Genomic DNA, 24,857 nt, shown 5'->3' on the forward strand with positions numbered 1-24,857 from the left:
TGCACATGGCGAAAATTGTAACGATAACTGCACGAATGCTGTGCTCTAGTTAATTATTTTACTCCAGACAAACATTTTGGAGGAATTTATTTATGTCAAGATATACAGGACCTCGTTGGAAATTATCACGTCGTTTAGGAATTTCACTTTCAGGTACAGGTAAGGAAATTGCCCGTAGAAACTATGCCCCAGGTCAACATGGACCAAACGGTGGCCGTCGTAAGGTTTCAGAATACGGTCAACAATTAGCTGAAAAGCAAAAGTTACGTTTCATGTATGATGTTAACGAACGTCAATTCCGTAACCTATTTAACCGTGCCGGTAAGATGGAAGGAATTCACGGTGTTAACTTGATGATTCTTCTTGAAACAAGATTGGATAACATGGTTTACCGTTTAGGTTTAGCAAGTTCACGTCCACAAGCTCGTCAACTTGTTAACCATGGTCACATCACTGTTGATGGCAAACGTGTTGATATCCCTTCATACGAAGTTAAGATTGGTCAAAAGATCAGCCTTCGTGACAAGTCAAAGAACCTTGCAATTGTTAAGGCTAACCTTGAAAACGTTGTTGGTCGTCCTGGTTTCGTTACATTTGATGATAACGAAATGACAGGTTCTCTAGTACGTAACCCAGAACGTGACGAACTAGAACCAAATATCGATGAATCATTGATTGTTGAATACTACAACCAAATTCTTTAATATTTGGAACAAATACATCCACTCCTTGGTGGGTGTATTTTTTTTTACAAAAAAAAGAGAATGCCTATTTGGCAGCCTCTTTATTGAAAAGAACTAAGTATTGACTCAACTTCATGAATTTATCTTTCAATAATTGATCATAGTCTGAACTCGATACAATAGAATCATTTTTTAAAAGTTCAAATCCTATTACTAAGTCACTAGATTTAACTTTTTGATAATGCTTAATTACGTTGTCAAATTCAGTGGCATCCTTCAGAACACTGGAAGTGTGATCATTTGACACTCCCCAACCTTCTGATATGATTTTATTTTGATACTTTTCTAGAATTGAATAGTAGTTCTCTCTATCTCTAATATCGGCCAACAAGCTAAAAGTTATAAAGTAACGATCCGGCCACAAACCAAATTCCAGATGTGGTGTCTTTTTATAACCCTTTTTATCCTGATTGATGGCCAGCCAAGTATCAGGAGGTGGATTCTTTGTCCGACGTTGATGCTTAGCAATCTTTAAAAAGAACTTCTGATGATATTCATCTTCAAGTGATTGAAGTAAATCTTGACCCAAAATTTCAAATTTAGGATCAAGGTTTTTTCTAATCAATTCCAACCGTCCACTCAAGGTATCATCATTGAAAACTTCAAAATCATTTTTATCAAACATGTTCTCAATCCTTTGTTGTAGAATATATACATATTAATTATATAGGAGGAATTATGCAAAAACCATTAGCATATCGCATGCGACCTACTAATATTGATGAAATTGTTGGTCAACAACATTTAGTTGGTCCCCATAAGATCATTCGCCGAATGGTTGAAGCTAAAATGTTATCTTCAATGATTCTCTATGGTCCTCCTGGGATCGGAAAAACTAGTATTGCCAGTGCAATTGCCGGAAGTACCAAATATGCTTTCAGAAAATTAAACGCCGCTACCGACAGCAAAAAGGATTTACAAATAGTAGCCGAAGAAGCCAAAATGAGCGGAACGGTTGTCCTCTTATTGGATGAAATTCACCGTCTAGACAAAACTAAACAAGATTTTCTCCTTCCACTATTGGAAAGTGGCTCCATCATCTTAATTGGTGCAACTACTGAAAATCCATATATCAATATAAGCCCTGCTATCCGCTCTCGTGTACAAATCTTCGAATTATATCCACTTACTAGTGATGATCTAAAAAAAGCCGTTAAGAGAGCTCTAGAGGATAATAAAGACGGTTTAGGTAAGTACGACGTCAAATTAGACGAGAATGCTTTAAATTTATTGGTTAATTCGACAAATGGTGATTTACGAAGTATTTTAAATGGGCTTGAATTGTCGGTACTTTCAACTAAAAGTAATGAAAATGGGCAAATTCACATCGATTTACAATCAATTGAAGAGTCAATTCAGCGTAAGGCCATTTCAGCTGATAAAAATGGTGATAGCCATTACGATGTCATTTCTGCTTTTCAAAAATCAATCCGTGGAAGCGACCCTAATGCTGCATTATTGTATCTTGCACGACTTTTAGAAGCTGGTGAATTAACATCTGCCATCCGTCGATTACTAGTTTGTGCCTATGAGGACGTCGGCTTAGCTAATCCACAAGCATGTGCTCGAGCTGTTCAGGCTGCCCAAGTAGCACAAATGGTTGGATTACCTGAGGCCAGAATTCCTTTAGCAGATGCGGTGATCGATCTTTGTCTCTGTCCTAAATCAAACTCAGGTATGGTAGCTATTGATGATGCACTAGCAGACGTACGTGATGGTAAAGCTAGTTCAATTCCGGACGATTTAAAAGATGCACACTACTCGGGTGCCAAAAAATTGGGGCACGGACTTGAGTATAAATATCCACATGATTATCCTAATTCTTGGGTTGAACAACAATATTTACCTAACAATCTCGTTAACAAGAAATATTATCAACCTAAGAACACTGGTAAATATGAACAAGCATTAAATCTTCGAATGAAACAAATTCAAGAATGGAAAAAGAATTCAAAACGGGGTTAGAATAGTTATGATAATTAAAGTTTTAATGATATTTTTTATTATTTTTTTGTTGGCCTTGGCCTACACATTATGGTCACACAGTGATAAAAAGTTTTTAATCTACTCGCCTAACGAAAATCTTACTTTAAAAAATATCATGCGTTTCACTGCTGTCCTATTAATTTTGGTTTCTATCCTAGGAATCGTTGTCCTTTTAGTCGGTACCAAGGAAATGAATTTAATAACATTGTTATTAGGAAGTTTAATTGCGGCAGCCTTTTCAATTTATTTAGCAAATATTCGCTGATGACTGTATTTATCAGCCTCAATCAACTAAAATAAAGATATAAAAGCAGTAATAATACTACACTAACGGGGTGATACTTATGTTACAACAATATAAAAACATTCTCGTACCAATCGATGGTTCATTTGAAGCTGAACTAGCATTTAAAAAAGCTGTGGAAGTAGCTAAAAGAAATAATGCCGCTGTTCATTTGCTTCATGTTATTGATACTAGAGCATTCCAAAATGTTTCCAGTTTTGATTCAACTATGGTTGAACAAATCACTGAAAAAGCTAAGGATACTGTTAAGAGTTATGTCAAGACAGCCCAAGATGCTGGACTAAACGAAATCGACTACAGCATTGAATATGGTGCTCCTAAGGCAATCATTGCCACAGACTTCCCTAAGAAGTTAGGTATTGACTTGATTATGATCGGTGCTACTGGTCTTAATGCCATGGAGAGATTATTAATTGGTTCTGTTACTGAGTATGTAACAAGAACTGCAGCATGTGATGTACTTGTTGTTAGAACCGACTTAGATAACAAGACTATCAAGAAACCTAGAAAATAAATTACACGTAAAAAGGAGTGATTCTTTCGAATCACTCCTTTTTTATTGGAATTTAATGGCTGTACGATAAATAGAGTTGATAGGCATTTTGCCATCAACTCTATTTTTGTATACCATTTATTAATAAAACTATTTTAGAACATCAAAAAGACACCATCCATACCTTTAGATGTTCTACCCTCTACAGCTTCACAATGAAAGGAATTTGAATGATGTCCCTAAGTAATAAGTCTATACGAAACGCTCTTGAAATGAAAGATGAGAATATTATCTTTACTGAAGACTCAAAATTTATGTTAGTTAATGGCATCAAGTCCTTAGTCTATTTTGCAATGCTAACTAAACAGATTGACCGTTGTCTTAACTGTGGCCTTGCAGGCCACTTAGTTAAGAATGGATTTAATAAAAATATGATAGTCGCTCCATCATTATCATTACGTCCAACGTATATAAGTCTGAAACGTCAAAAGTATAAATGTAAATCTTGTAACTCTATCTTTGTAGCCAAAACTAGTTATGTTTGGGAATATTGTCAAATCGCACAACCTGTTAGACAAATGATCTTATCAGAAACTGCTTTTAATACATCATTGAAGGATATCGGCAGACGTTTTAACGTCTCCGATAAGACCGTTCAACGTATCATCGATGAAGAAGCCAAGATGCACAAGAAATCACTTCCTGAACATCTTCCTAAGCACTTGGCATTTGATGAATTTATGTCTACTGACAAGATGAGCTTTATTTGGTTAGATAGCGATAATCATCGTACGGGTGATATCTTGCCCAGAAGAACTTCATATCAAATCAGTAAATACTTCAGTCGATTTCCTTTGAAAGTCAGAAGACAGGTAAAAACTATTTCTTTGGATTTAAATGCCGGATACATTAATTTAGTACCAAAGTTGTTTCCAAAGGCCAAAGTCGTTGTTGATAGATTTCATATCGTTCAGATGATGAATCGTTCTCTCAATTCAACTAGAATACAGGTAATGAAACGAATGCCTAAAAGAAGTAAAGAATACTTGTTCATGAAGAGAGATTGGAAAAAATTCTTGGAATCATTCGATTCCATCGAAAAGATAAACCCTAAGTATCAGTACAGTGTTGGTTATTATGAAACGGATCTAAATTTAATCACAAAGTGTTTAGATTTGGACGAAGGTTTCGCCAAGTCCTACGAAGTATATCAAGATATTTTAAAGGCTATTAGAACAGGCGATACTGATACAATGAATCAGATACTACTCAATTATCATCCACTCAATACCGCTATGGATCAAACAATGACATCATTAAGAAAATATCGTAAACAAGTATTAAATGCACTGAAGCTTAAATATTCCAACGGATTTTTAGAGGGAATCATTGGAAGAATAAAAAAGATAAAAAGTAGTGCCTATGGATATCGTAGTTGGAACAACTTTACTGAACGTATAAATATTCAAATGTTTTGGCTTCGAGCAAGCTCATCAGCCAAATAAAAAAACAGCTAGACCATTTATGGTCTAACTGTTAACTTGAACCGCCATCAACTTGATTTGACGAACAGCCAATTTAATAAATTATTTATTTTTTAAAAGATATTTAAATGCATATCTTTCACTTTAGATTTTAATTTTTCAAATACTCTTTTATCTTCACTCACGCTAGAGATTACATATGCTTTAATATAATCTTCATCGGCCTTTTGACCTTCACGTGTGCCAGCCTCTGCTAAGTAACAATACATTTCATCAAGTTTGAAAAGAGTTTGTTCTTTTCTAGCAATGAAAATACCTTCATTAGCATATTCCATAGCTTTTTGATTTTCATCCAACTTTAATGACAAGTCAGACATATTCGCATAAATCAAAATACTATCATGGTAATTTTCATCACCGATTTTATCTAAGCTTGACTTGATTAAGTCTTTAGCTTGATCATAGTAAACTTTAGCTTCATCAAGTGACTTTTTATTGATGTATGCTTTGGCTGTAAATATGTCGATTAAAATATCGTACATATCAACATTAGCAATGTTCACATTCATTGCGCGATTGAAATCAAAAATTGCCTTGTCGTAATTCTTGCTTGTGACATATTCAATCAAACCATGGAAGAAGTGAATTAGCTTAATTTCTTGTTTATTGTTGACATTGATGTTATTAAGCTTACCCAGTTTATCACTAATTCCATCGAAATCATCTTGATAGAATGATTTCTTAATATCACTAATTATTGAATAAATTTGACTATCGTCATTAACAATTACAAGGTTCATTGTGATACCCAGTCTTTCACAAATGCGAACCAAAATTTCCATGCTTGGAATCTTGTCTTTTTTTTCAATCAGGCTGACAGTTGCCTGCGTACAAATGCCATCAGCTAACTCAGATTGAGAAATACCTCTGAGTTTTCTGTAATGGCGAATCTTTTCACCTAAGATTTTCATTCTAAACTATCCCCATTCATTTATTAATTCCATGGATAATTTAAACAGTTATTAAAAAATGTTGCAAGAAATAAGCAACAATAAAAAGATAAATTTTAAAAATTTAATTATTTACTTCAAAGAACCAAGCATCTTTTTCAGTACCATTTAATAATTCAGGATTATCATTTAATTTATCATTAACCTTGACAATCTTGCCGCTAACCGGTGATTCAAGCTCTACTACAGCTTTTTGAGCTTCAATCTCGCCACTAGATTCGCCTTTTTTTATATCAGAATCTAAATCAGGTAATTCAACATATTTGACATCACCTAAAGTGTCTTGAGCCTCTTTAGTAAGACCTATACGAGTTGTATGCTCACCCTTTTTTATCCAAAAATAATTCTTTTTATCACTCATAATTAATTCCTACCTTTGTTTAAAAGTACCGTTTTCAAACATATAACTCTTATGATGGAATCTCATTGACATAATCAATCCAATACCAATCATATTACCTAATAAGGCAGATCCACCTTGCGAAATAAATGGCAACGGAATACCAGTCAATGGCAATAGACCCACACTCATACCAATATTTTCAAATACGTGGAATAAAATCATCATAATAACACCAGTTGATACGTAAGCATAGAATTCATTCTTAGTATCAAAAGTCACTTGAACCATTTGATAAATCAACAAAAAGTACAAGAGAATTAAAATACAGGAACCAACGAAACCAAAGTTTTCACCAACAACAGAGAAAATCATATCTGATTCACGAACTGGTACATAAACATTAGAAACGTTGAAGCCTTTACCAAATAATTGTCCAGAACCGATAGCCTTCATGTTCTGCCAAATCTGATATCCATTTTCTGAAGTATCGGCTGAAGGATCACGCCAACTATCAATTCGGGCAAACTGATAAGATCTAAAACCAAAATGACCTAAAATAGTTCTTCCCCAATCAGTAGTTGCAAACAATAAGGCTGTACCACCGACAACAGCTACAATCAAGAATCCTACTAAAAGGATTCTCCAATCAATACCTGAAACTAAAATCATTCCACCTAAGATGGCTACGAAAACTAAGATAGTACCAAAGTCATTCTGTAACTTCAAAAGTACCATAACAGGCAATGTCCACAAGAACAACTTTCCAATCAACATAAAATCACTCTTGATGGTATGTGAATATTCACTATTATGATTTGTAATTACTTTTCCCAGCATTAAAATAAACGCTGGTTTCATAACTTCTGATGGCTGGAATGTAAAGGAACCAATAGCAAACCAACTCTTAGCACCAGTACTTGCAGCATATGAGCGACTGTAAAAAATCAATACTAAAAACAGCAACGCCAGTCCCGCAAAATATGCCAAGGTGGCTACTTGCCACAACTGTTCCGCATCAAACTGCATCACCACTGCTACTATGACAGCACCGATAGCATACCAAACTATTTGTGAAACCACATTCTTCAATGGGTTTTGTGAATCTTGAATCGTTGCTACATAGATTGACATCAATCCAATCATAGCCAACATCATTACGGAAAAGATTATTCCATAATCAATTCTTGAATCCACGTCGTTCTTCTTATTTTCATTTCTTATTTGCATATCTACACCTATTAATGATTATGTAAATTATATTGCATCAACAATTCATTAATTGCATCGTCAAGTTTGACCGACTTAAAGGGAGTATCGTTACTCTCTACAAAAGAAAGATAACGTTCAGCATCCTTTTTAATCGTTCCAATATAATGTTTACCATCCCAAAGTTCATAAGTTTCGGGATCACTACTGATATCTTTTAAATTAATTTCTACTGATTTCTTTTTTCTAGACATTGAATCTTTCCTATTCTTTGTTATGAAATTTTTTTGCAATAATTTCATCTTCATATTTTTCCGGATGAGGATTTCTAAAAATAGTGAAATTATCTGGTACGGGATCTACCCCACCACGCACAAAGGGATTACAACGTAATATTCTTGCAATCCCCATAACAGTACCTAAAATTCCACCGTGCTTTTTCACCGCATCAATAAAATAAGATGAACACGTCGGGTAATATCGACAACTAGGTGGTAACACTGGAGATATGAATTTTTGATAAAATCTAACGATTCCTATTAATATTTTTTTTAACATATTACTTTAGGAAATCGAACATATGCATCCAGGTTCCTGGCCATAAAACGGCTAGCGGATTAGAACCACCTAAGGCTGATCCAATCAACATACCCAAAACTAAAAAAATTAGCATTAATAACAATACCCAACCTATTTTTTTAAAAATATCATGACGATATTCTTTACCAAAGTCTCTTTTCATTTTTCACCCTAGTATTTTTTATGTTTTTCGATATTCTCTAATAAAACACCAGTACCCAAGGCAACCGAGTCAAGTGGACTATCTGTCAAAAGTACGGGTACTTGTAACTTTTCGGAAAGAAGCTTGTCAAGATTCTTTAACAAAGCTCCCCCACCAGTTAACATAATACCACGATCAATAATATCTCCAGACAATTCAGGAGGAGTTTGTTCCAAAACATTTCTGGCAGCATCAACAATTTGATCTACTCCGTCAGATAAGGCATTTTGAACTTCTAACTCATTAATCGTAATTTCTTTAGGTAATCCAGTCACAACGTCAATTCCGCTAGCAGAGAAGGTCTTACTCTCGTCAGCATCCATGACACAACCAATTTCCATCTTAATTTGTTCAGCAGTTCTTTCACCAATAATAAGGCCATGATTTTGCTTCACAAAGGCTTGAATGGCACCTGTCATCTTATCACCCGCGAAACGTAATGAACGGCTTGTAACGATATCTCCCATTGAAATAACGGCAATATCACTAGTACCACCACCGATATCAATAACCATATTTCCTTGTGGTTTGAAAATATCAAGTCCAGCACCAACAGCCGCAACCTTAGGTTCAAGTTGTAAATAAACTTTTCCCCCACCGGCTTGTTCAGCAGCTTCAATAATAGATTTCTGTTCCACCGGTGTCACATTAGTAGGAGCACAAATCATAATTGTTGGTTTAGCAAAGCGACTTCTCATATTCAATTTATCAATGAAATACTGAAGCATTTTTTCAGTAACATCAAAGTCAGCTATTACTCCGTCTTTTAACGGACGGATAGCTTTAATATTAGCTGGTGTTCTACCAACCATCATATAAGCATCCTTACCAACTGCTACGACATCATTATTATTCGTATTAATTGCTACAACAGAGGGCTCGTTTAAAACAATTCCCTCTCCTTTTACATCAATAAGTACATTTGCTGTACCCAAATCAATTCCTAGATATTTCGACATACTATATCCTCCAAAATCTAAACACAAAAAGTATATCATAACCAGCTCAATCATTAAATTGCCAATAAAAAAAGAAAGTGGAAATCCCACTTCCTTAAGTCAACTTTAAGCCAATTTTGTAACACTTGGTATTGTATTCAATACTAAACTTTCTCGACCTGATTCATCGATTGCTACACGTCTTATGTTAGCACCTAAGTCTCTTAACTTCTCAGTAAAATGATAATATCCACGATCCAAATATTGAAGGTTAGAAACTCTTGTTTCTCCCTCAGCAACTAATCCTGCTAGTACCAACGCTGCAGCAGCACGTAGGTCAGTAGCGGCAACATTAGCACCACTCAATTGTGCAGGTCCGAACATAATAACTGAATTACCTTCAATCTTATAGTCGGCCTTCATCTTCCCAAATTCTGGGAAATGCATAAATCTATTTTCAAAGACTGTCTCCGTCATCACAGTTGTTCCAACACTTAACAATTGAGCCAAAGTCATTTGAGCTTGCATGTCAGTTGGAAAACCTGGATGAGGCATTGTCTTAACATCAACTGGTTTCAGTTGATTAGAACCAGTAATACGAATTCCTTCGTCGTTCTCCTCAATCTTAACGCCCATTTCGATTAATTTAGAAATTAATGGACGATTATGTGCAGCTACAGCATCCTTGATGAAAATATCACCATTTGTAACTGCAGCAGCCACCATAAAAGTACCAGCTTCAATTCTATCTTGCATAATTGAATGTTCACAACCATGTAAACTGGATACACCGTTGATACGAACCGTATTAGTACCGGCTCCACTGACATCAGCACCCATTTTACTTAAAACATTGGCCAAATCAACAATCTCAGGCTCTCTAGCAGCATTATCGATAGTCGTTTCACCATCAGCAAGAGTTGCAGCCATCATAATATTTTGAGTAGCACCAACACTTGGAAAATCTAAATAAATATTAGCGCCATGTAGTCCATCAGTTTTTGCATCGATGTAACCACCATTTTGATTAAATTTAGCTCCCATTGCTTCAAGACCCTTAATATGCAAATCTATTGGTCTTGAACCAATTGCACAGCCACCAGGCATAGCAACATGAGCTTCTTTATTTCGAGCTAATAATGGACCTAAAACAACAATTGAAGCACGCATTTTATCAACTAAGTCTTCAGGAGCTGTAGTAGATGTTCCTTCACTCGTATCAACCGTTAAAACTTCATCAATTTCATCATATGAAACATTAGCATTCAAAGCTTTTAATACTTTGGACATTGTAATTACATCTGATAACGGAGGGATATTTGTCAAAGAGGTTTTTCCTTTTGATGCTAAGATAGTCGCCGCCAAAATTGGTAAGGCAGCATTCTTTGCACCTTCAATTCTTACATTTCCCTTTAATTGCGTAGGTCCATTTACGATTATTTGTTGCACAATATTCTCCTCCAAAACCTGGAATCATTTAAAAAACAAGGCTATATTCTGAGTCAGACTAAATATACTCATAAAAAACGAGCTTACAGTGTAACCCAGAGCGATTGCAATAAACGCTACAAGTAATTGTAACATTTTAGGATTGGTTTTGTTATATATCTTTTTCCAATCTACCACTTGTAATATATTAAAACTGATCCATATAAAAATGATATGGCTTACAAGCGTAATTATTGCATTTATTCCCAAATTTGTCATTTTATAAACCTCACTTTTCTAGATAATAACATTTTATCGATAATGTCGTTTGCCCATATCAAATACTTTAACTTAATTTAAAATACAAAAAAAGACTGAGTCTCCTCAGTCTTTTGGTTCTATACTTTCTGGTATTGATGAATAATCAATACCAGTTTTTTAATCTCTAGAAAATAAAAAAAGAACATCACTGTTCTCATGTTAAGATTTAAGCGACCAAACCCAATCAAACATGGAGAAAACAATAATGTCCCAAGACAATTCTATACTATGTGCACTCGATATAAAAGACAATAATATAAGTAATGTTTCAGTCAAGGACGCTACGATTAAAAATCGTGGCGTTATAAAGCATATAAAGATCGTAAACGCTGATTTAACTTATAAACTGTATCGATGTCCACAATGTGGTTTAAATTCATTAGTCAAAAATGGAAAAAGAAAAACTAATGCTAGATTAGCCAGTTTTAACGGTATTGAGTATCATTTGATGCTCAATAAACAACGTTATATTTGTAAGAACTGTGGTGGCACCTGCGGTGCCCACAGTGATTTATTAATCAAAAATCATACTATGACTAAACAAGTTCAAAACAGAATATTCGTTATGGCAAAGGAATCCTTTACTTTAACATCAATAGCTAAGATCATCGGAGTATCAGTAAATACAGTAAGCAGAGTCTTATATGACAATACCAAATTACCAAATAGATGTGATTGTCTTCCAAAAAACCTGTGTTTTGATGAATTTCGTTCAGTTAACGGTATATTTACTTTTATAGCTATTGATGCACAAACACATCATCTAATTGAGCTGATTCATGATCGACTCTCTAAAACAGTTATTGAACACTTTATAAATAACTATAGCTTGTCAGAACGGCAAGCCGTTAAGACTGTCTCTATTGATTTGAATGCTAATTATCAGTCGGTCATTCATAGAATTTTTCCCAATGCTCAAATAATAGTTGATAGATTTCATATAGTTCAGCTATGTAGCCGGGCATTGGATCAAGTTAGAATCAGTTGTCTTAAAAAAATAAATGATAAACATTCCCGTTTGTATAAAGCACTTAAGTCTAATTGGCGTCTCTATCATCTGCCTGAGGCAGATGTAGACGACAAGAAAGTAAAATATATTTTTGGAATCAACGAATATACTACAACGCGAAACGTTATTGATATAGCCACTGACAATCTACCAGTTTTTAAAAATACTTATGATATTTATCAAGGTATTCAGAAAGCGATACATGAACACGATATATCATTACTCAAAGAAACCATCTATGGATATAAAAAGAATAATACCGCTATGGATACATCTATTTCAACGTTACGTAAGAATTTAAATTATGTAAAGAATAGTTGCACAATGCCGTACTCCAATGGTCCTCTTGAAGGGACCATTGGAAAGATAAAAAAACTCAAACATATCAGTTATGGCTTCAGAAATCTTGACCATTTTCTTAAGAGAATAAGACTCATTTGCGCATAAAAAAAGACAACCTACATGAGGTTGCCTTCTATACAAAAACTATTCATCAATACGATTTGACAAAGAGCCAGTCTTTATTAATTACATATTAATTACGATGTGAACTTACGTTAATTCTATTAATAGCCTTACGTAAGGATACTTGTGCACGAGCCAACTCATCAATATTGTGTTTTTCTTCAGCAACTTTGATAGTACTTTCAGCTCTTTGCTTAGCATATTTGGCACGTCTTAAATCAATATCTCTAGCTCTTTCGGCACTATTAGCCACGATCGATACTAGATCATTACTAAACTCCAAGAACCCGCCATTTACAGCAATTGAGTCTTCATGGTGAGGCTTGTCGACACGACGGACACGAACTTCATCAATGACCAATGGGGCAATAATTGGGGCATGGTGTGCCATGACACCAATTTCACCATCAATGGTACTCAAGACAACGAGTTTTGCATGATGGTCGTAAACAACACCATCAGGAGTAACAATATTGACCTTCATAATATTACCAGCCATATCATTTCCTCCTTCTGTTAATTGGCAACTGCTTCAGTAGAGTTGTCATCGTTGTTTTCTTCATCAGCTGGTGTCCAGCCCATCTTCTTAGCCTTAGCAAGAACATCATCAATTCCACCAACACCATTGAAGGCATCTTCAGGAACATCGTCATACTTACCATCTAAGATAGCACGGAAATCTTTAACAGTTTCTTCAACAGGAACATAAGATCCGGGTACACCAGTAAATTGTTCAGCAACACTGAAGTTTTGTGACAAGAAGAATTGAATACGTCTTGCACGAGCAACAACAGTCTTTTCTTCATCAGATAATTCATCCATACCCAAGATAGAAATAATATCTTGTAGTTCATGATATCTTTGAAGAACTTCTTGAACCTCAGTAGCAACATCATAATGTTCTTGTCCAACAACATCGGGGTCAAGAGCAGATGATGATGATGCCAAAGGATCAACGGCTGGGTAAATACCCTGTTGTGTCAATCTACGTTCCAAGTTGGTTGTAGCATCCAAATGGGCGAAGGTTGTAGCAGGAGCAGGGTCAGTATAATCATCGGCAGGAACATAAACGGCTTGAATTGAAGTAATTGAACCCTTCTTTGTAGAAGTGATTCTTTCTTGCAATTGACCCATTTCTGTAGCCAATGTTGGTTGATAACCAACGGCTGAAGGCATACGACCAAGCAAGGCAGAAACTTCTGAACCAGCTTGTGTAAATCTAAAGATGTTATCGATAAACAATAGAACATCTTGTCCTTCAACATCACGGAAGTACTCAGCAATTGTTAAGCCTGTTAGGGCTACACGCATACGAGCACCAGGTGATTCGTTCATTTGACCGTAAACCATGGCTGTTTTAGCAAGAACACCGGATTCCTTCATTTCATAATAAAGGTCATTACCTTCACGTGTTCTTTCACCAACACCAGTAAATACTGAAATACCACCATGCTCTTCGGCAATATTATGGATTAACTCTTGAATTAGAACGGTTTTACCAACACCGGCACCACCGAACAAACCAACTTTACCACCACGAACGTAAGGTTCAAGTAGATCGATAACTTTGATACCTGTTTCAAGAATTTCAGTTGATGTATTTAATTGATCATAAGCAGGTGCTGAACGGTGAATACTGTTTCTTGGGAAGTCAGCAGGAAATGCTTTACCTCCATCGATTGATTCACCTAAGACATTAAACACACGACCCAATGTTTCTTTACCAACTGGTACAGAAATAGGACCGGCAGTGTTAACAACTTCAGCACCTCTTTGAAGTCCGTCAGTAGAACTCATGGAAATAGCACGTAAGGCGCCATCACCTAGTTCTAGAGCAACTTCAAGGGTAATCTCTGATCCGTCGCTTTTCTTAACTTTCAAAGCGTCGTTGATTTCTGGCAAGTCTCCATCAATAGGAAACTCAACATCGACAACCGGACCGATTACCTGAATAACTTTACCTTTGCTACTCATTAATTTGGCTCCTTTCTAAACTATTCAAGTGCAGCAGCACCACCGATAATTTCAGTGATCTCTGTAGTAATTTGAGCCTGACGAGCACGGTTATAATGTAGTGACAAACCTGCAATAAGGTCATCAGCATTATCACTAGCACTCTTCATAGCTGTTACAGAAGCAGCATGCTCTGCTGTTTTTGCATCCATCATTGCTCCTAAAACTAAACACTCAATATATTGAGGCACAATTGCAGATAGAACTGCTTTAGGGTTTGGTTCTGTGATGTATTCACTAGCAACTTGTTGTTCTTCAGCAGTAACATCATCAGGTTCTGTTAATGGTAAAAGTTTCTGAGTTGTAAACTTCGAAACTAATGAATTAACGTGATGATTATGACAAATGTCAATTTCATCAAACAATTCAGCTTGATACATTTGCAAAATTGTTTTCATGATTGGTGTAATGTCTTCAACAGTTGGAATATCAGGTAATCCTGTATATTCATAGGCAACGTCAAAGCCACGTGCTTTGAAAAATTCAGTACCAGTTGCACCTAGGGAAATGATAGTAAATTTACTTTTATCACCATGATATTTCTTTTGGAAAAGATCCATCATCGCTTTTAAAATATTACTATTGTATCCACCAACAAGACCACGGTCACTTGTAATGACAACATATGCAGTCTTCTTGACTTCACGAACTTTTAGAAGACTGTTTAAACTCAACGGATCAGTGGAATCATCTGCAACAGATAATTCTTTAAACACATCAGCAGCTGTTAAATGTCTAACAATGTCTTCAACCTTTTTTTCATACAATTGATAAGCAATAGATTTCTTTTCAATACGAGAGAGTTTAGCACCAGAGACCATTTGCATGGCCTTTGTTATTTGACCGGTTTTCTTAGTAGAAGAAATTCTTCTTTTAATATCCATAAGGGACTCAGCCATTATTTAAACCTCCTGTATTATTTTTCTTGCTTACTATCTGAATCTGACTTAGAAGCCAAGAAGTTTTCTGTAAATTCACTTACAGCTGACTTGAAGGTATCTTCATCAGGTAATGTACCTTTTTCTTTGATTGTTTGTAAAAGATCTGAATGGTTTGCATCGAAATATTCAGAAAGCGAAGCTTCATATTCTTTGATATCGTCAACAGCGATTTTATCTAAGAATCCTCTTGTCAAAGCAAACAAAATCAAAACTTGTTTTTGAACAGCAACTGGAGAGTGTACAGGTTGTTTTAGAACTTCTTCTGTACGACGTCCACGGTCTAGTTTTGCCTTTGTAGCTTCATCAAGATCTGAACCGAATTGAGCGAATGATTCCAATTCATGATATGAAGAAAGATCTAGACGTAAAGTACCAGCAACCTTCTTCATAGCCTTAATTTGGGCATCTCCACCAACACGAGAAACAGATGTACCAGCATCGATAGCTGGACGTGTACCTGAGTGGAACATATCACTACTCAAGAAAATCTGTCCATCAGTGATAGAAATAACGTTAGTTGGAATATAGGCTGACACATCACCGGCTTGTGTTTCAACGATAGGCAAAGCGGTCATTGAACCACCACCTAAATCGTCACTCAACTTAGCAGCACGTTCTAGCAAACGTGAATGCAAGTAGAAAACATCACCAGGATATGCTTCACGCCCAGGTGGTCTACGAAGCAATAGCGAAATTTCACGGTAGGCATTAGCTTGCTTGCTTAAATCATCATAGACAATCAAAACATGCTTGCCATTGTACATGAAATATTCACCCATTGCAGCACCAGAATATGGTGCAAAGTAAAGCATAGGTGCTGGTTGACTAGGACCAGCTTCAACAACGATTGTGTAATCCATTGCCCCATGCTTTCTTAAGGTTTCAACTTGGGCTCTAATTGTTGATTCCTTTTGACCAATTGCGACATAGATACAAATCATATCTTGATCTTTTTGATTAAGAATAGTATCGATAGCAATTGATGTTTTACCAGTTTTACGGTCACCAATGATCAACTCACGTTGACCACGACCAATAGGAACAAGTGAGTCAACGGCCTTCAAACCTGTTTGAAGAGGTTCGAAAACTGACTTACGTTGCATAACACCGGGTGCAGGTGACTCAATAGGTCTAGTTTTGTCAGTCTTGATTTCTCCAAGACCATCAACAGGTTGACCCAAAGAATTAACGACACGTCCAACCATCGCATCACCGACGGGAACTTCCATGATACGACCTGTTCTCTTAACAGTATCGCCTTCACGGATTTTATCGTAATTACCTAAAATAATGATACCAACATCATCACTTTCAAGGTTTTGAGCCACACCAAAAGTACCGTCTTGGAATTCAAGTAATTCACTAGCCATAGCATTTTCAAGGCCATTAGCACGAGCAATACCATCACCGACGTATGTAACTGTACCTACTTCATCAACTGAGAGTTCATTTTTATAGTTCTTTAACTGTTCTTTGATCAGCGAACTAATCTCTTCAGTTTTGATGCTCATTCTTTTCACCTCGAATTAATTATTAACTAATAGCATGTTCTTAATGTCATTAAATCTCTTAACAACACTACCATCGACAACTTGGTCTCCAACACGGATTATAACGCCACCAATGATATTTGAATCAACTATTTTCGTTAAATTTACTTCATTTACTGAAAATCTCTTTTTAATCACGGATTCAAGATTCTCGGTTTGTGCTTGATCCAATTCAATTGCTGTTGTAACTGTTGCTTCAACAATTCCATTAACTTCATCGTACTTTTCGATGAAAGCATCAGCAATATCAATAACACAATCCATACGATTGTTATCAAACACTAAACCTAAGAAATCCTGCATTAAAGAACCAAATTGACTCTTTAATGTATCCAAGATCTTAAGCTTTTCAGTGCGAGAAATAGAACGGCCTGCTAGAGCAAAACCTAAACCAGGATTTTCCTCATAAACTTGCTTCAAAGCTTTTAAATCTTCGAGCATTTCTTCTACAGACTTTTGTTCTTCGGCAACTTCGAAAAGTGCCTTAGTATAGCGTTTTCCCACTTGCTTATTACTTAGTTTCATTAACCGTCAACTCCTTAATATAAGAGTCGATTAGTGACTTTTGATCGTCAGCATTAAGCTCTTTAGAAATAACTTTAGAAGCAATTTCCAAAGATAAGTTTGCTATGTCTTTTTGTGCTCCAGCCATAGCATCTTGTTTAGCTTTATCAGCATCAGATTTAGCTCTTTGTCTCACTTCTTCAGCTTCGCCGTGGGCTTCAGTTAAGATAGACTTCTTTTGAGTCTCTCCACTTTCCTTAGCCTTATTAACGATTCCAACTGCTTCAGCACGTGAATTTTTAAGTGCATCTTCACGTTCCTGAGCCAACTTTTTAGCACGAGCACGTTCTTGATCCGCATAATCAAGGTCACCAGTGATTTTTTCAGATCTGGCGTCCATCATTTTTGTGATTGGACCCCAAGCAAAATGCTTAACCGCAAGTGCCAAAATGATGAAAGAAACAAGAACGAAAAGCATGTCTCCCAAAGCTACTTGATTGGCTCCGAAAACTAATAAACCTGCCAATATTCTTCACTCCTTCCTATCAAATAAATACACACATAAAAAAGGCGATTTTTTATTGATCGCCAACTCATCATATGTATTAGACAAAAAGAATAACGAACGCAATAGCAATAGCAATGATAGGAACAGCTTCGATAAGACCAACACCAATGAACATTGTTCCTCTTAGTTTATCAGCTACTTCTGGTTGACGGGCCATACCTTCAAGAGTTTTTGAAATAACAAGTCCGTTACCGATTGATGCTCCAAGAGCAGCGATACCAGCTGCAAGAGCTGCCGCAATATCTTTCATAATTAAAAATTCCTCCAATAAAAGTTATTCTTGTTCCAGTTTACGTGAAATATAGACCATAGACAATGTGGTAAATACATACGCTTGGATGGCTCCAATAAATACAGAAAAGCCTTGCCATACCATGGCTAATGGTATTGCTGCGACGAATGTAACAGCGCCAACGCTTTTTGCAACAGTTCCAATAAGTGCAAGAAGTACTTCACCGGCAAATATATTACCGTAAAGACGTAGTGACAATGTTAGGAAGTTTGTAAACTCTTCCAGAAGGTTAATTGGTAGTAAGAACTTTACCGGTCTCGCATAATTGGATAAGTAACCACCAAATCCAAATTTCTTCACAGCATAGTAATGTGAAAGCAACAATGAAATCGTAGCGAGTCCCATTGTAATTAGTGGATTGGTTGTTGGTGACTTAACGTATGTGAAACCTCCAACCTTTACTTGAATAATTAATCCTAATTGGTTTGAAACAAAGATAAATAGGAATAATACAAACGCATAAAGGTTAAAGCGTCTACCAGACCCATCAGGCATTGCCGATTTTACAATACTATTAGTAAAATCAATCATCCATTCAAGTACATTCTGTGCCTTACCTGGCCTCATTGTGATCTTACGAGATAATGCAAAGACCAAAATGAAAACAAGGATCGCAGAGATAAGAACTGATAAGTCATTTGCAACATTGAATCTTAACCCTAAGAAATCAATAAACTTATACTTATCATCCAATAATAACCCTCCTTTCTTCGCTTATTGAAAACAATTGATACCACAAAATAATAACACTAAATTTTATATATTCAAACAATGAAATTGTTATTTTGTCCCAAATAATCTGTCACCAGCATCGCCTAATCCAGGGAAAATATAACCACTGTCTGTAATTTTTTCATCTAGTGAAGCTGCATAGATATCAACGTCCGGATGTGCTTCTTGAACAGCTTTAACACCTTCAGGAGCAGCAACTAAAACAACTAAACGCATATGTTTAGCACCACGCTTCTTCAATGCATCGATAGCCATGTTAGCAGAACCACCTGTAGCAAGCATTGGATCAACAATGAATAATTCACGTTGATCAATATCACTAGGAAGTTTTACAAAGTATTCATGTGGTTTCAAAGTTTCTTCATCACGATACATACCGATATGACCAACTTTAGCAGCTGGGATCAATTCAAGAACACCATCAACCATACCTAAACCAGCACGCAAAATAGGAATAACGGCAAGTTTCTTACCTGCAAGAACTTTTTGTGTTGATTTGCCCATTGGTGTTTCAACAACAACATCTTTTAAAGGTAAGTCTCTTGTAATTTCATAAACCATCAATTCACCAATTTCATTAGCAACTTCACGGAATACTTTTGTACCAGTATTCTTATTTCTGATAATTGTTAATTTGTGTTGAATTAAAGGGTGGTTCAATACTGTAAATTTAGACATTTTCTGTCTCCTTAGTTTTTATAATGTGCGTTACCCGCTGATTTATTCAAACGATTGCTGTAAGCCTCACCGTGATCTGCATCGGGAAATCCTTGAGCAAGAATGAATTTTACATGATCAGCATCTAATTGGCGTAAGCCAGCAAATAGATCCCTGGAAGCACTAATGACATCATTTCCTAGTGAAAAGGTCTTGATTCCAGCTGGTACTTCTTGCAAAATTTCATCCACTGCCATGACACCCATTGGAACATTTTTGGCCTGGTATTGTGCGATTGCTTGTTTAAAGTCACTCTTATTATCAACAATAATAACTTGAGCACTTGGTGCATAATGCTTATATTTCATCCCTGGTGCCTTTGGAACCTCGCCGGCTTTGACCTTATGGTGATCACTATTAACGTTGTCAATGACCTTCAAAAGGTCCTTATCCGTTATCATCCCTGGTCTCAAAATAGTTGGTACATCAACAGACAAATCAATTACTGTTGACTCAACACCGATCTTGGTTGGTCCATCATCCAAAACAGCTGCAATCTTACCATGTAAATCATGATAAACATGTTTAGCCAAAGTTGGACTTGGTTTACCACTGGTATTAGCAGAAGGACCAACAATTGGTTTGCCAAAAGTCTTGATAAGGTTCAATGTTGCTGCATTATTAGGCATACGAAAGGCAGCAGTTGTTAAACCACCTGTGACAGTTTTTGAAAGTTTACCCGGTTGAATTGGCATAATAATTGTCAAAGGACCTGGCCAGAATGCTTTCATTAGTTTTTCCGCCAATGGTTTGTAACTGTTGTCTGCATATTCCCAAACCATCTCTGGTCCAGAAACATGAACTATCAAAGGATTATCACTTGGACGTCCTTTAGCAGCATAAACCTCTTTGACTACATCAGGTCTTGTTGCGTCAGCTCCTAAGCCGTAAACAGTTTCCGTGGGAAAAGCCACTAACTGTCCATCGGCTAAGAAATCTGCAGCTTCTTGAATCTGTGTACTCTCGAGTATCTCAGTTTCCAATACTACATCTCCTTTTTAGCTTTTAGATATCGATAATTACCACTCATATCTTTATGAAATTCTACAACATAATTGGGTAGATTATCACAAAAAATTTGATTTATTGCATTTTTTTGTTTAAATCCAAATTCCATATAGAGAGTTCCCTGATCCGAAAGATAATTATCGACTACCTTTACAATGTTCTCATAGAATTCTAAACCATTATCTCTTCCATATAAAGCTAAATCAGGTTCATATTTAATAACACTTGGATCCATGTCTTTTTTTTCGTCTTCAGCAATATATGGTGGATTGGAAACAATCACGTCAAATTGTTGTGATTTGATTTCTTTGAATAGGTCACTCTGTTGAAAATAAACATTATTAGCTTGATAGTTGTCAGCATTCAATTGAGCCACTTTAAGTGCTTCTGCCGATATATCTGTCGCTAAAATATCATCATCAGGAAAAGCTATTCCCAAACTGATAGCAATTATCCCTGACCCTGTTCCAATATCACAAATAGATTCATTCTTAGCACTATGATCATCGATAATCTTTTGAACCATTTCCTCAGTATCTTGTCTCGGTATCAAAACATTCTCATTAACAGTGAAATTGCGGTTCAAGAAATATGCGTATCCTAAAATATATTGAACTGGTACGTCCATCCCTAACTTCACAACACCATCACGAAATTTATGCATAATATCATTGGGCACGATCTCATTACGATGTAATTGCAATTGCGTATAGTTAAAGCCACTCAACTCTTCCATTAAGTACTGCGCATCTTCTGGGAATTTATTTTGCTCTTTTAACAATAAAAAAGCCCTTTTCAGGGCGTTAGAATAACTTAGCTTCTCCACTTTGAATTTGCTCCAACTTCTTGGTTTGATCGTCAACAATCAAGGCATCGATAATTTCTTCAAGATCGCCATTCATGATTCTATCTAATTTGTTCAAAGATAAACCAATACGATGATCAGTCACACGGTTTTGAGGGTAATTGTAAGTTCTGATACGTTCAGAACGATCACCTGTACCAACAGCCGACTTACGTTTTTCATCATATTCACTTTGATTTTGTGATTCATAGTAATCATAAACACGAGACTTCAAAATTTGCATAGCCTTTTGACGGTTTTGTTGTTGTGAACGTTGATCTTGCATAGCAACAACAATACCTGTTGGTAAATGGGTCATACGAACAGCTGATGAAGTCTTGTTAATATGCTGACCACCGGCACCAGATGAACGATAAACATCGGTACGAATGTCTTTAGGATCAATATCAATATCAACTTCATCATATTCAGGCATAACTGCAACAGTAGCAGTTGAAGTATGAACACGTCCTTGTGACTCTGTAGAAGGAATTCTTTGAACACGGTGAGCACCGTTCTCATACTTCAATTTCGAATAAACACTGTCACCCGTGATCATGACAGCAACATCTTTATAACCGCCAACCTCAGTATCAGTTTCATCGATGATATCAAAATTCCAGCCTTGTTTTTCAGCATATTTACTATACATACTCAATAAATCAGCTGCAAACAAACTAGCTTCATCACCACCGGCGGCACCACGAATTTCCATGATAATATTCTTATCATCATTAGGATCCTTAGGAAGCATCAATAGAGTAATGTTGTGTTCAACCTCATCTAGTTCCTTCTTAGAAGAATCCATTTCTTCTTTAGCCATTGCAGTCATTTCTGGGTCATCAGTTTCACGTAAAATTTCATCGCTATCACTGATACTCTTCTTTAATTCTTTGTAACGCTTGAAAGCAGCAACAACATCACGCATATCAGCTTCTTCTTTTGAGTAAGCCATATAGCGCTTAGTATCGTTGATAACTTCAGGGTCACTCATTAGTTCTTGGAGCTCCTGATATCTTTCAAGCAACGTTTCTAGTTGTTCAAATATTTTATCCAACTTAACAATCCTTTCTCTTATTTATTATCTAGCATTGGAGGATGGTTGTAATGACGACGACAAACTGGATAGTACATTTCATTGCCACCAATTGAAACTTGTTCTCCCTCAAAAACCGGCTTGCCATTTGACATACGCATATTCATTGTAGCTTTTTTTGTACAGAACCAACAGATAGTCTTCATTTCTTCCAATTTATCCGCATAAAGCAATAAATATTTTGTACCTTCGAATAATTCATTACGAAAATCATTTTTCAAACCAAAAGCCATAACAGGAATTCCTAGATCATCAACGACTCTCGTTGCCTGTAAAACCTGATCCTTTGTCATAAATTCGCATTCATCAATCAATATACAAGATGCATCAGGATTTTTTTCCTTTACGATCTCAAAAACGTCAGAATCTTTCTTGAGAGCAATAGCTGGACGAGTTAATCCCATACGACTCTGTATCTTTCCAGCACCTGAACGAGTATCCATAATACTTGTCATCAAAATAACTGACTTACCCTGTTCTTCATAATTATGCGCCACTTTTAAAATCTCAATCGATTTTCCACTATTCATAGCACCGTATTTAAAAAATAATTGAGCCAATTTTACGCCTCCAAAATAATATCCTTCAAAATTATAACGAAAAAACTGCCGCTTGAACACATTAAACATTTTTCAATTTCAAACAAAATCGCATAAAATACTTGTGAGGTATGATAATATTGTTTTAATTAATTCAATTTGGGGTTTTCATAATGACATTTAAATCAGGTATTGCAACATTAATGGGAAAAACATCTTATTTTATTTTAAACAAATTTTTCAATGGCGGTTCCTCATATCCTGGAAAAATTGCTTACAAGATTGATCCTGACATTTTAAAGAGTCTTGGTAAAGATTACGAATTGATTGTCGTGACCGGTACCAATGGTAAAACTTTGACAACATCATTGATCAATAAGATGTTGATTCAAAAATACGATGATGTTTTAACAAATCCAACTGGTTCTAACATGATCCAAGGTATTGTAACTAGTTTTGTTACTCATCATAAAAAGAGCAAGAAACCTTTGGCTGTTTTAGAGGTTGATGAGGCCAATGTTCCTATCATTTGTAAATATATTAAACCTAAGTACTTTGTTTTAACTAATATTTTCCGTGATCAAATGGATCGTTACGGTGAAATTTACACTACTTATCAAAAAATTCTTGATGGTATTAAATTAGCACCAGATGCCACAATCATTGCCAATGGTGACGCTGCTATCTTTGCTTCCAAAGAATTGCCTAACAAAGTTATCAACTATGGTTTTTCTGACAAAGGACATGAAAATGAAGATTTCAAGGCACCTACTAATACTGATGGTGTTCTCTGCCCTAGATGTAATCATATCATGCACTACCATATGATATCTTACGCTAACTTGGGTAGTTACTTCTGTCCTAACTGTAATTTCAAACGTGGACAATTAAAGTATCAAGTAACCGGTATTTCAACATTACTTCCTAACAAAACTGAATTTGAAATTGATGGCAACAAATTTACCATGAATATTGGTGGTAAATATAATGTCTATAACGCGCTAGCTGCTTATGCCATTGCTTCAGAGATGGGTATCGATGTCGAGCAAATTCGTAAAGCTTTTGCCTATGATGAGAAAGTCTTTGGTCGTCAAGAAACTATTACCGTTGATGACAAAGATGTTAATATCATTCTAGTTAAGAACCCAGTCGGCTTGAATCAAGTTATCGAAACTGTTTTGAGTGATGAAGAGCCTTACTCATTAGCCTTTCTATTGAATGCTAATTATGCTGATGGTATTGATACTAGTTGGATCTGGGACGCTAACTTTGAAGACTTTGACTATGACAAATTACCATTAGTTATCACTGGTGGTAAACGTGTCAAAGATGTAACTTATCGCTTTAAAATTGCCGGTCTCAACATGAACAAGAATATTGAAACAGTTGAAATCGAAGATTTTGTTAAACAAATCCCTAAGATTCCAACTAAAAAAATCTACGTCCTCGCAACTTATACAGCTATGTTAGGACTGCGCAAAGTTCTCAGCGATCAAGGATATATCAAACAAAAATAATTTAGAAATAAAAAGGATCCAGTGC

At 35.9% G+C, this 24,857-nt stretch carries 30 protein-coding genes; 7 read left to right on the forward strand and 23 right to left on the reverse strand.

The genetic code is table 11. The features are described from left to right. The first annotated feature begins 92 nt into the window (after window positions 1-92). Window positions 93-704, forward strand: a complete 612-nt coding sequence (gene rpsD, locus ACI6PB_RS07910; RefSeq protein ID WP_025085328.1) for a 30S ribosomal protein S4 — start codon at window positions 93-95, stop codon at window positions 702-704. Window positions 705-768: 64 nt separating this feature from the next. Here the strand turns inward: rpsD and ACI6PB_RS07915 are convergent, their stop codons facing one another. Further along, entirely contained in the window at window positions 769-1,368 is a 600-nt protein-coding gene (locus ACI6PB_RS07915) for a DUF1054 family protein (protein ID WP_025085329.1), read from the reverse strand. Window positions 1,369-1,421: 53 nt separating this feature from the next. On the opposite strand from ACI6PB_RS07915, the gene ACI6PB_RS07920 reads away from it, so the two are divergent. The 4 genes from ACI6PB_RS07920 (at window position 1,422) to ACI6PB_RS07935 (ending at window position 5,031) form a co-directional block, all read left to right on the forward strand. After that, entirely contained in the window at window positions 1,422-2,708 is a 1,287-nt protein-coding gene (locus tag ACI6PB_RS07920) for a replication-associated recombination protein A (protein WP_404327252.1), read from the forward strand. A 7-nt stretch (window positions 2,709-2,715) separates the two neighbouring features. Further along, window positions 2,716-2,994, forward strand: coding sequence for a hypothetical protein (locus ACI6PB_RS07925; protein ID WP_025085330.1), 279 nt, complete (start codon window positions 2,716-2,718; stop codon window positions 2,992-2,994). A gap of 79 nt (window positions 2,995-3,073) precedes the next feature. After that, window positions 3,074-3,547: a universal stress protein gene (locus tag ACI6PB_RS07930; RefSeq protein WP_404327253.1), complete on the forward strand. Its 474-nt coding sequence runs from the start codon at window positions 3,074-3,076 to the stop codon at window positions 3,545-3,547. Between the two features lie 251 nt (window positions 3,548-3,798). Continuing rightward, window positions 3,799-5,031 (forward strand): ISL3 family transposase, encoded by a 1,233-nt coding sequence (locus ACI6PB_RS07935; protein ID WP_227005137.1) that lies wholly within the window; start codon window positions 3,799-3,801, stop codon window positions 5,029-5,031. Between the two features lie 92 nt (window positions 5,032-5,123). Here the strand turns inward: ACI6PB_RS07935 and ACI6PB_RS07940 are convergent, their stop codons facing one another. The 9 genes from ACI6PB_RS07940 to ACI6PB_RS07980 form a co-directional block, all read right to left on the reverse strand. Next, window positions 5,124-5,981, reverse strand: a complete 858-nt coding sequence (locus ACI6PB_RS07940) for a helix-turn-helix transcriptional regulator (protein WP_054643446.1) — start codon at window positions 5,979-5,981, stop codon at window positions 5,124-5,126. A 103-nt stretch (window positions 5,982-6,084) separates the two neighbouring features. Then, entirely contained in the window at window positions 6,085-6,381 is a 297-nt protein-coding gene (locus tag ACI6PB_RS07945; RefSeq protein WP_025085334.1) for a glycine cleavage system protein H, read from the reverse strand. Between the two features lie 9 nt (window positions 6,382-6,390). Continuing rightward, window positions 6,391-7,590: an FtsW/RodA/SpoVE family cell cycle protein gene (locus ACI6PB_RS07950; RefSeq protein WP_025085335.1), complete on the reverse strand. Its 1,200-nt coding sequence runs from the start codon at window positions 7,588-7,590 to the stop codon at window positions 6,391-6,393. An 11-nt stretch (window positions 7,591-7,601) separates the two neighbouring features. Further along, window positions 7,602-7,823, reverse strand: a complete 222-nt coding sequence (locus tag ACI6PB_RS07955; protein ID WP_056955679.1) for a DUF2969 family protein — start codon at window positions 7,821-7,823, stop codon at window positions 7,602-7,604. Between the two features lie 10 nt (window positions 7,824-7,833). Beyond that, on the reverse strand, window positions 7,834-8,127 hold the full coding sequence (yidD, locus tag ACI6PB_RS07960) for a membrane protein insertion efficiency factor YidD (protein WP_404277758.1): 294 nt from the start codon (window positions 8,125-8,127) through the stop codon (window positions 7,834-7,836). Window position 8,128: 1 nt separating this feature from the next. Beyond that, entirely contained in the window at window positions 8,129-8,311 is a 183-nt protein-coding gene (locus ACI6PB_RS07965) for a DNA-directed RNA polymerase subunit beta (protein WP_056955678.1), read from the reverse strand. An 8-nt stretch (window positions 8,312-8,319) separates the two neighbouring features. Next, entirely contained in the window at window positions 8,320-9,309 is a 990-nt protein-coding gene (locus ACI6PB_RS07970) for a rod shape-determining protein (RefSeq protein WP_404277760.1), read from the reverse strand. A gap of 105 nt (window positions 9,310-9,414) precedes the next feature. Beyond that, window positions 9,415-10,737 (reverse strand): UDP-N-acetylglucosamine 1-carboxyvinyltransferase, encoded by a 1,323-nt coding sequence (murA, locus tag ACI6PB_RS07975; RefSeq protein ID WP_056955677.1) that lies wholly within the window; start codon window positions 10,735-10,737, stop codon window positions 9,415-9,417. 24 nt (window positions 10,738-10,761) lie between these two features. Next, on the reverse strand, window positions 10,762-10,995 hold the full coding sequence (locus ACI6PB_RS07980) for a DUF1146 family protein (RefSeq protein ID WP_025085338.1): 234 nt from the start codon (window positions 10,993-10,995) through the stop codon (window positions 10,762-10,764). 247 nt (window positions 10,996-11,242) lie between these two features. Between ACI6PB_RS07980 and ACI6PB_RS07985 the strand changes: the two genes are divergently transcribed. Next, the gene (locus ACI6PB_RS07985) at window positions 11,243-12,493 is read left to right on the forward strand and encodes an ISL3 family transposase (protein ID WP_056950777.1); all 1,251 of its coding nucleotides are present in this window, start codon (window positions 11,243-11,245) and stop codon (window positions 12,491-12,493) included. Between the two features lie 88 nt (window positions 12,494-12,581). On the opposite strand, the gene ACI6PB_RS07990 is transcribed toward ACI6PB_RS07985, so the two are convergent. The 13 genes from ACI6PB_RS07990 to ACI6PB_RS08050 form a co-directional block, all read right to left on the reverse strand. Further along, window positions 12,582-13,010 (reverse strand): F0F1 ATP synthase subunit epsilon, encoded by a 429-nt coding sequence (locus ACI6PB_RS07990; protein ID WP_025084784.1) that lies wholly within the window; start codon window positions 13,008-13,010, stop codon window positions 12,582-12,584. A 17-nt stretch (window positions 13,011-13,027) separates the two neighbouring features. Continuing rightward, a complete protein-coding gene (gene atpD, locus ACI6PB_RS07995; RefSeq protein WP_309510851.1) occupies window positions 13,028-14,485 on the reverse strand; it encodes a F0F1 ATP synthase subunit beta in 1,458 nt (485 codons plus the stop codon). Window positions 14,486-14,505: 20 nt separating this feature from the next. Further along, a complete protein-coding gene (locus ACI6PB_RS08000; protein ID WP_025084786.1) occupies window positions 14,506-15,423 on the reverse strand; it encodes a F0F1 ATP synthase subunit gamma in 918 nt (305 codons plus the stop codon). A gap of 17 nt (window positions 15,424-15,440) precedes the next feature. Next, the gene (gene atpA, locus ACI6PB_RS08005; protein WP_025084787.1) at window positions 15,441-16,976 is read right to left on the reverse strand and encodes a F0F1 ATP synthase subunit alpha; all 1,536 of its coding nucleotides are present in this window, start codon (window positions 16,974-16,976) and stop codon (window positions 15,441-15,443) included. Window positions 16,977-16,991: 15 nt separating this feature from the next. Next, the gene (gene atpH, locus ACI6PB_RS08010) at window positions 16,992-17,540 is read right to left on the reverse strand and encodes an ATP synthase F1 subunit delta (RefSeq protein ID WP_056955781.1); all 549 of its coding nucleotides are present in this window, start codon (window positions 17,538-17,540) and stop codon (window positions 16,992-16,994) included. Then, complete coding sequence (gene atpF / locus ACI6PB_RS08015; protein WP_404327254.1) at window positions 17,527-18,045, reverse strand: F0F1 ATP synthase subunit B; 519 nt, start codon at window positions 18,043-18,045, stop codon at window positions 17,527-17,529. The genes atpH and atpF overlap by 14 nt, the downstream gene beginning before the upstream one ends. Window positions 18,046-18,124: 79 nt before the next feature. Further along, window positions 18,125-18,337, reverse strand: coding sequence for a F0F1 ATP synthase subunit C (gene atpE / locus ACI6PB_RS08020; protein ID WP_010020175.1), 213 nt, complete (start codon window positions 18,335-18,337; stop codon window positions 18,125-18,127). A 24-nt stretch (window positions 18,338-18,361) separates the two neighbouring features. Then, window positions 18,362-19,072, reverse strand: a complete 711-nt coding sequence (atpB, locus tag ACI6PB_RS08025; RefSeq protein WP_056955780.1) for a F0F1 ATP synthase subunit A — start codon at window positions 19,070-19,072, stop codon at window positions 18,362-18,364. Between the two features lie 87 nt (window positions 19,073-19,159). Continuing rightward, on the reverse strand, window positions 19,160-19,789 hold the full coding sequence (gene upp / locus ACI6PB_RS08030) for a uracil phosphoribosyltransferase (protein WP_025084789.1): 630 nt from the start codon (window positions 19,787-19,789) through the stop codon (window positions 19,160-19,162). Window positions 19,790-19,800: 11 nt separating this feature from the next. Beyond that, the gene (locus ACI6PB_RS08035; protein ID WP_404277762.1) at window positions 19,801-20,811 is read right to left on the reverse strand and encodes an L-threonylcarbamoyladenylate synthase; all 1,011 of its coding nucleotides are present in this window, start codon (window positions 20,809-20,811) and stop codon (window positions 19,801-19,803) included. A gap of 2 nt (window positions 20,812-20,813) precedes the next feature. Then, a complete protein-coding gene (prmC, locus tag ACI6PB_RS08040) occupies window positions 20,814-21,662 on the reverse strand; it encodes a peptide chain release factor N(5)-glutamine methyltransferase (RefSeq protein ID WP_025084790.1) in 849 nt (282 codons plus the stop codon). Beyond that, window positions 21,640-22,737, reverse strand: a complete 1,098-nt coding sequence (gene prfA / locus ACI6PB_RS08045) for a peptide chain release factor 1 (protein WP_025084791.1) — start codon at window positions 22,735-22,737, stop codon at window positions 21,640-21,642. The genes prmC and prfA overlap by 23 nt, the downstream gene beginning before the upstream one ends. 17 nt (window positions 22,738-22,754) lie before the next feature. Further along, on the reverse strand, window positions 22,755-23,336 hold the full coding sequence (locus ACI6PB_RS08050; protein WP_025084792.1) for a thymidine kinase: 582 nt from the start codon (window positions 23,334-23,336) through the stop codon (window positions 22,755-22,757). 152 nt (window positions 23,337-23,488) lie between these two features. Between ACI6PB_RS08050 and ACI6PB_RS08055 the strand changes: the two genes are divergently transcribed. Next, window positions 23,489-24,832, forward strand: coding sequence for a MurT ligase domain-containing protein (locus ACI6PB_RS08055; protein ID WP_404327255.1), 1,344 nt, complete (start codon window positions 23,489-23,491; stop codon window positions 24,830-24,832). Window positions 24,833-24,857 lie beyond the last annotated feature (25 nt).

The organism is Companilactobacillus paralimentarius (assembly GCF_963227125.1).
Lineage (GTDB): Bacteria > Bacillota > Bacilli > Lactobacillales > Lactobacillaceae > Companilactobacillus > Companilactobacillus paralimentarius.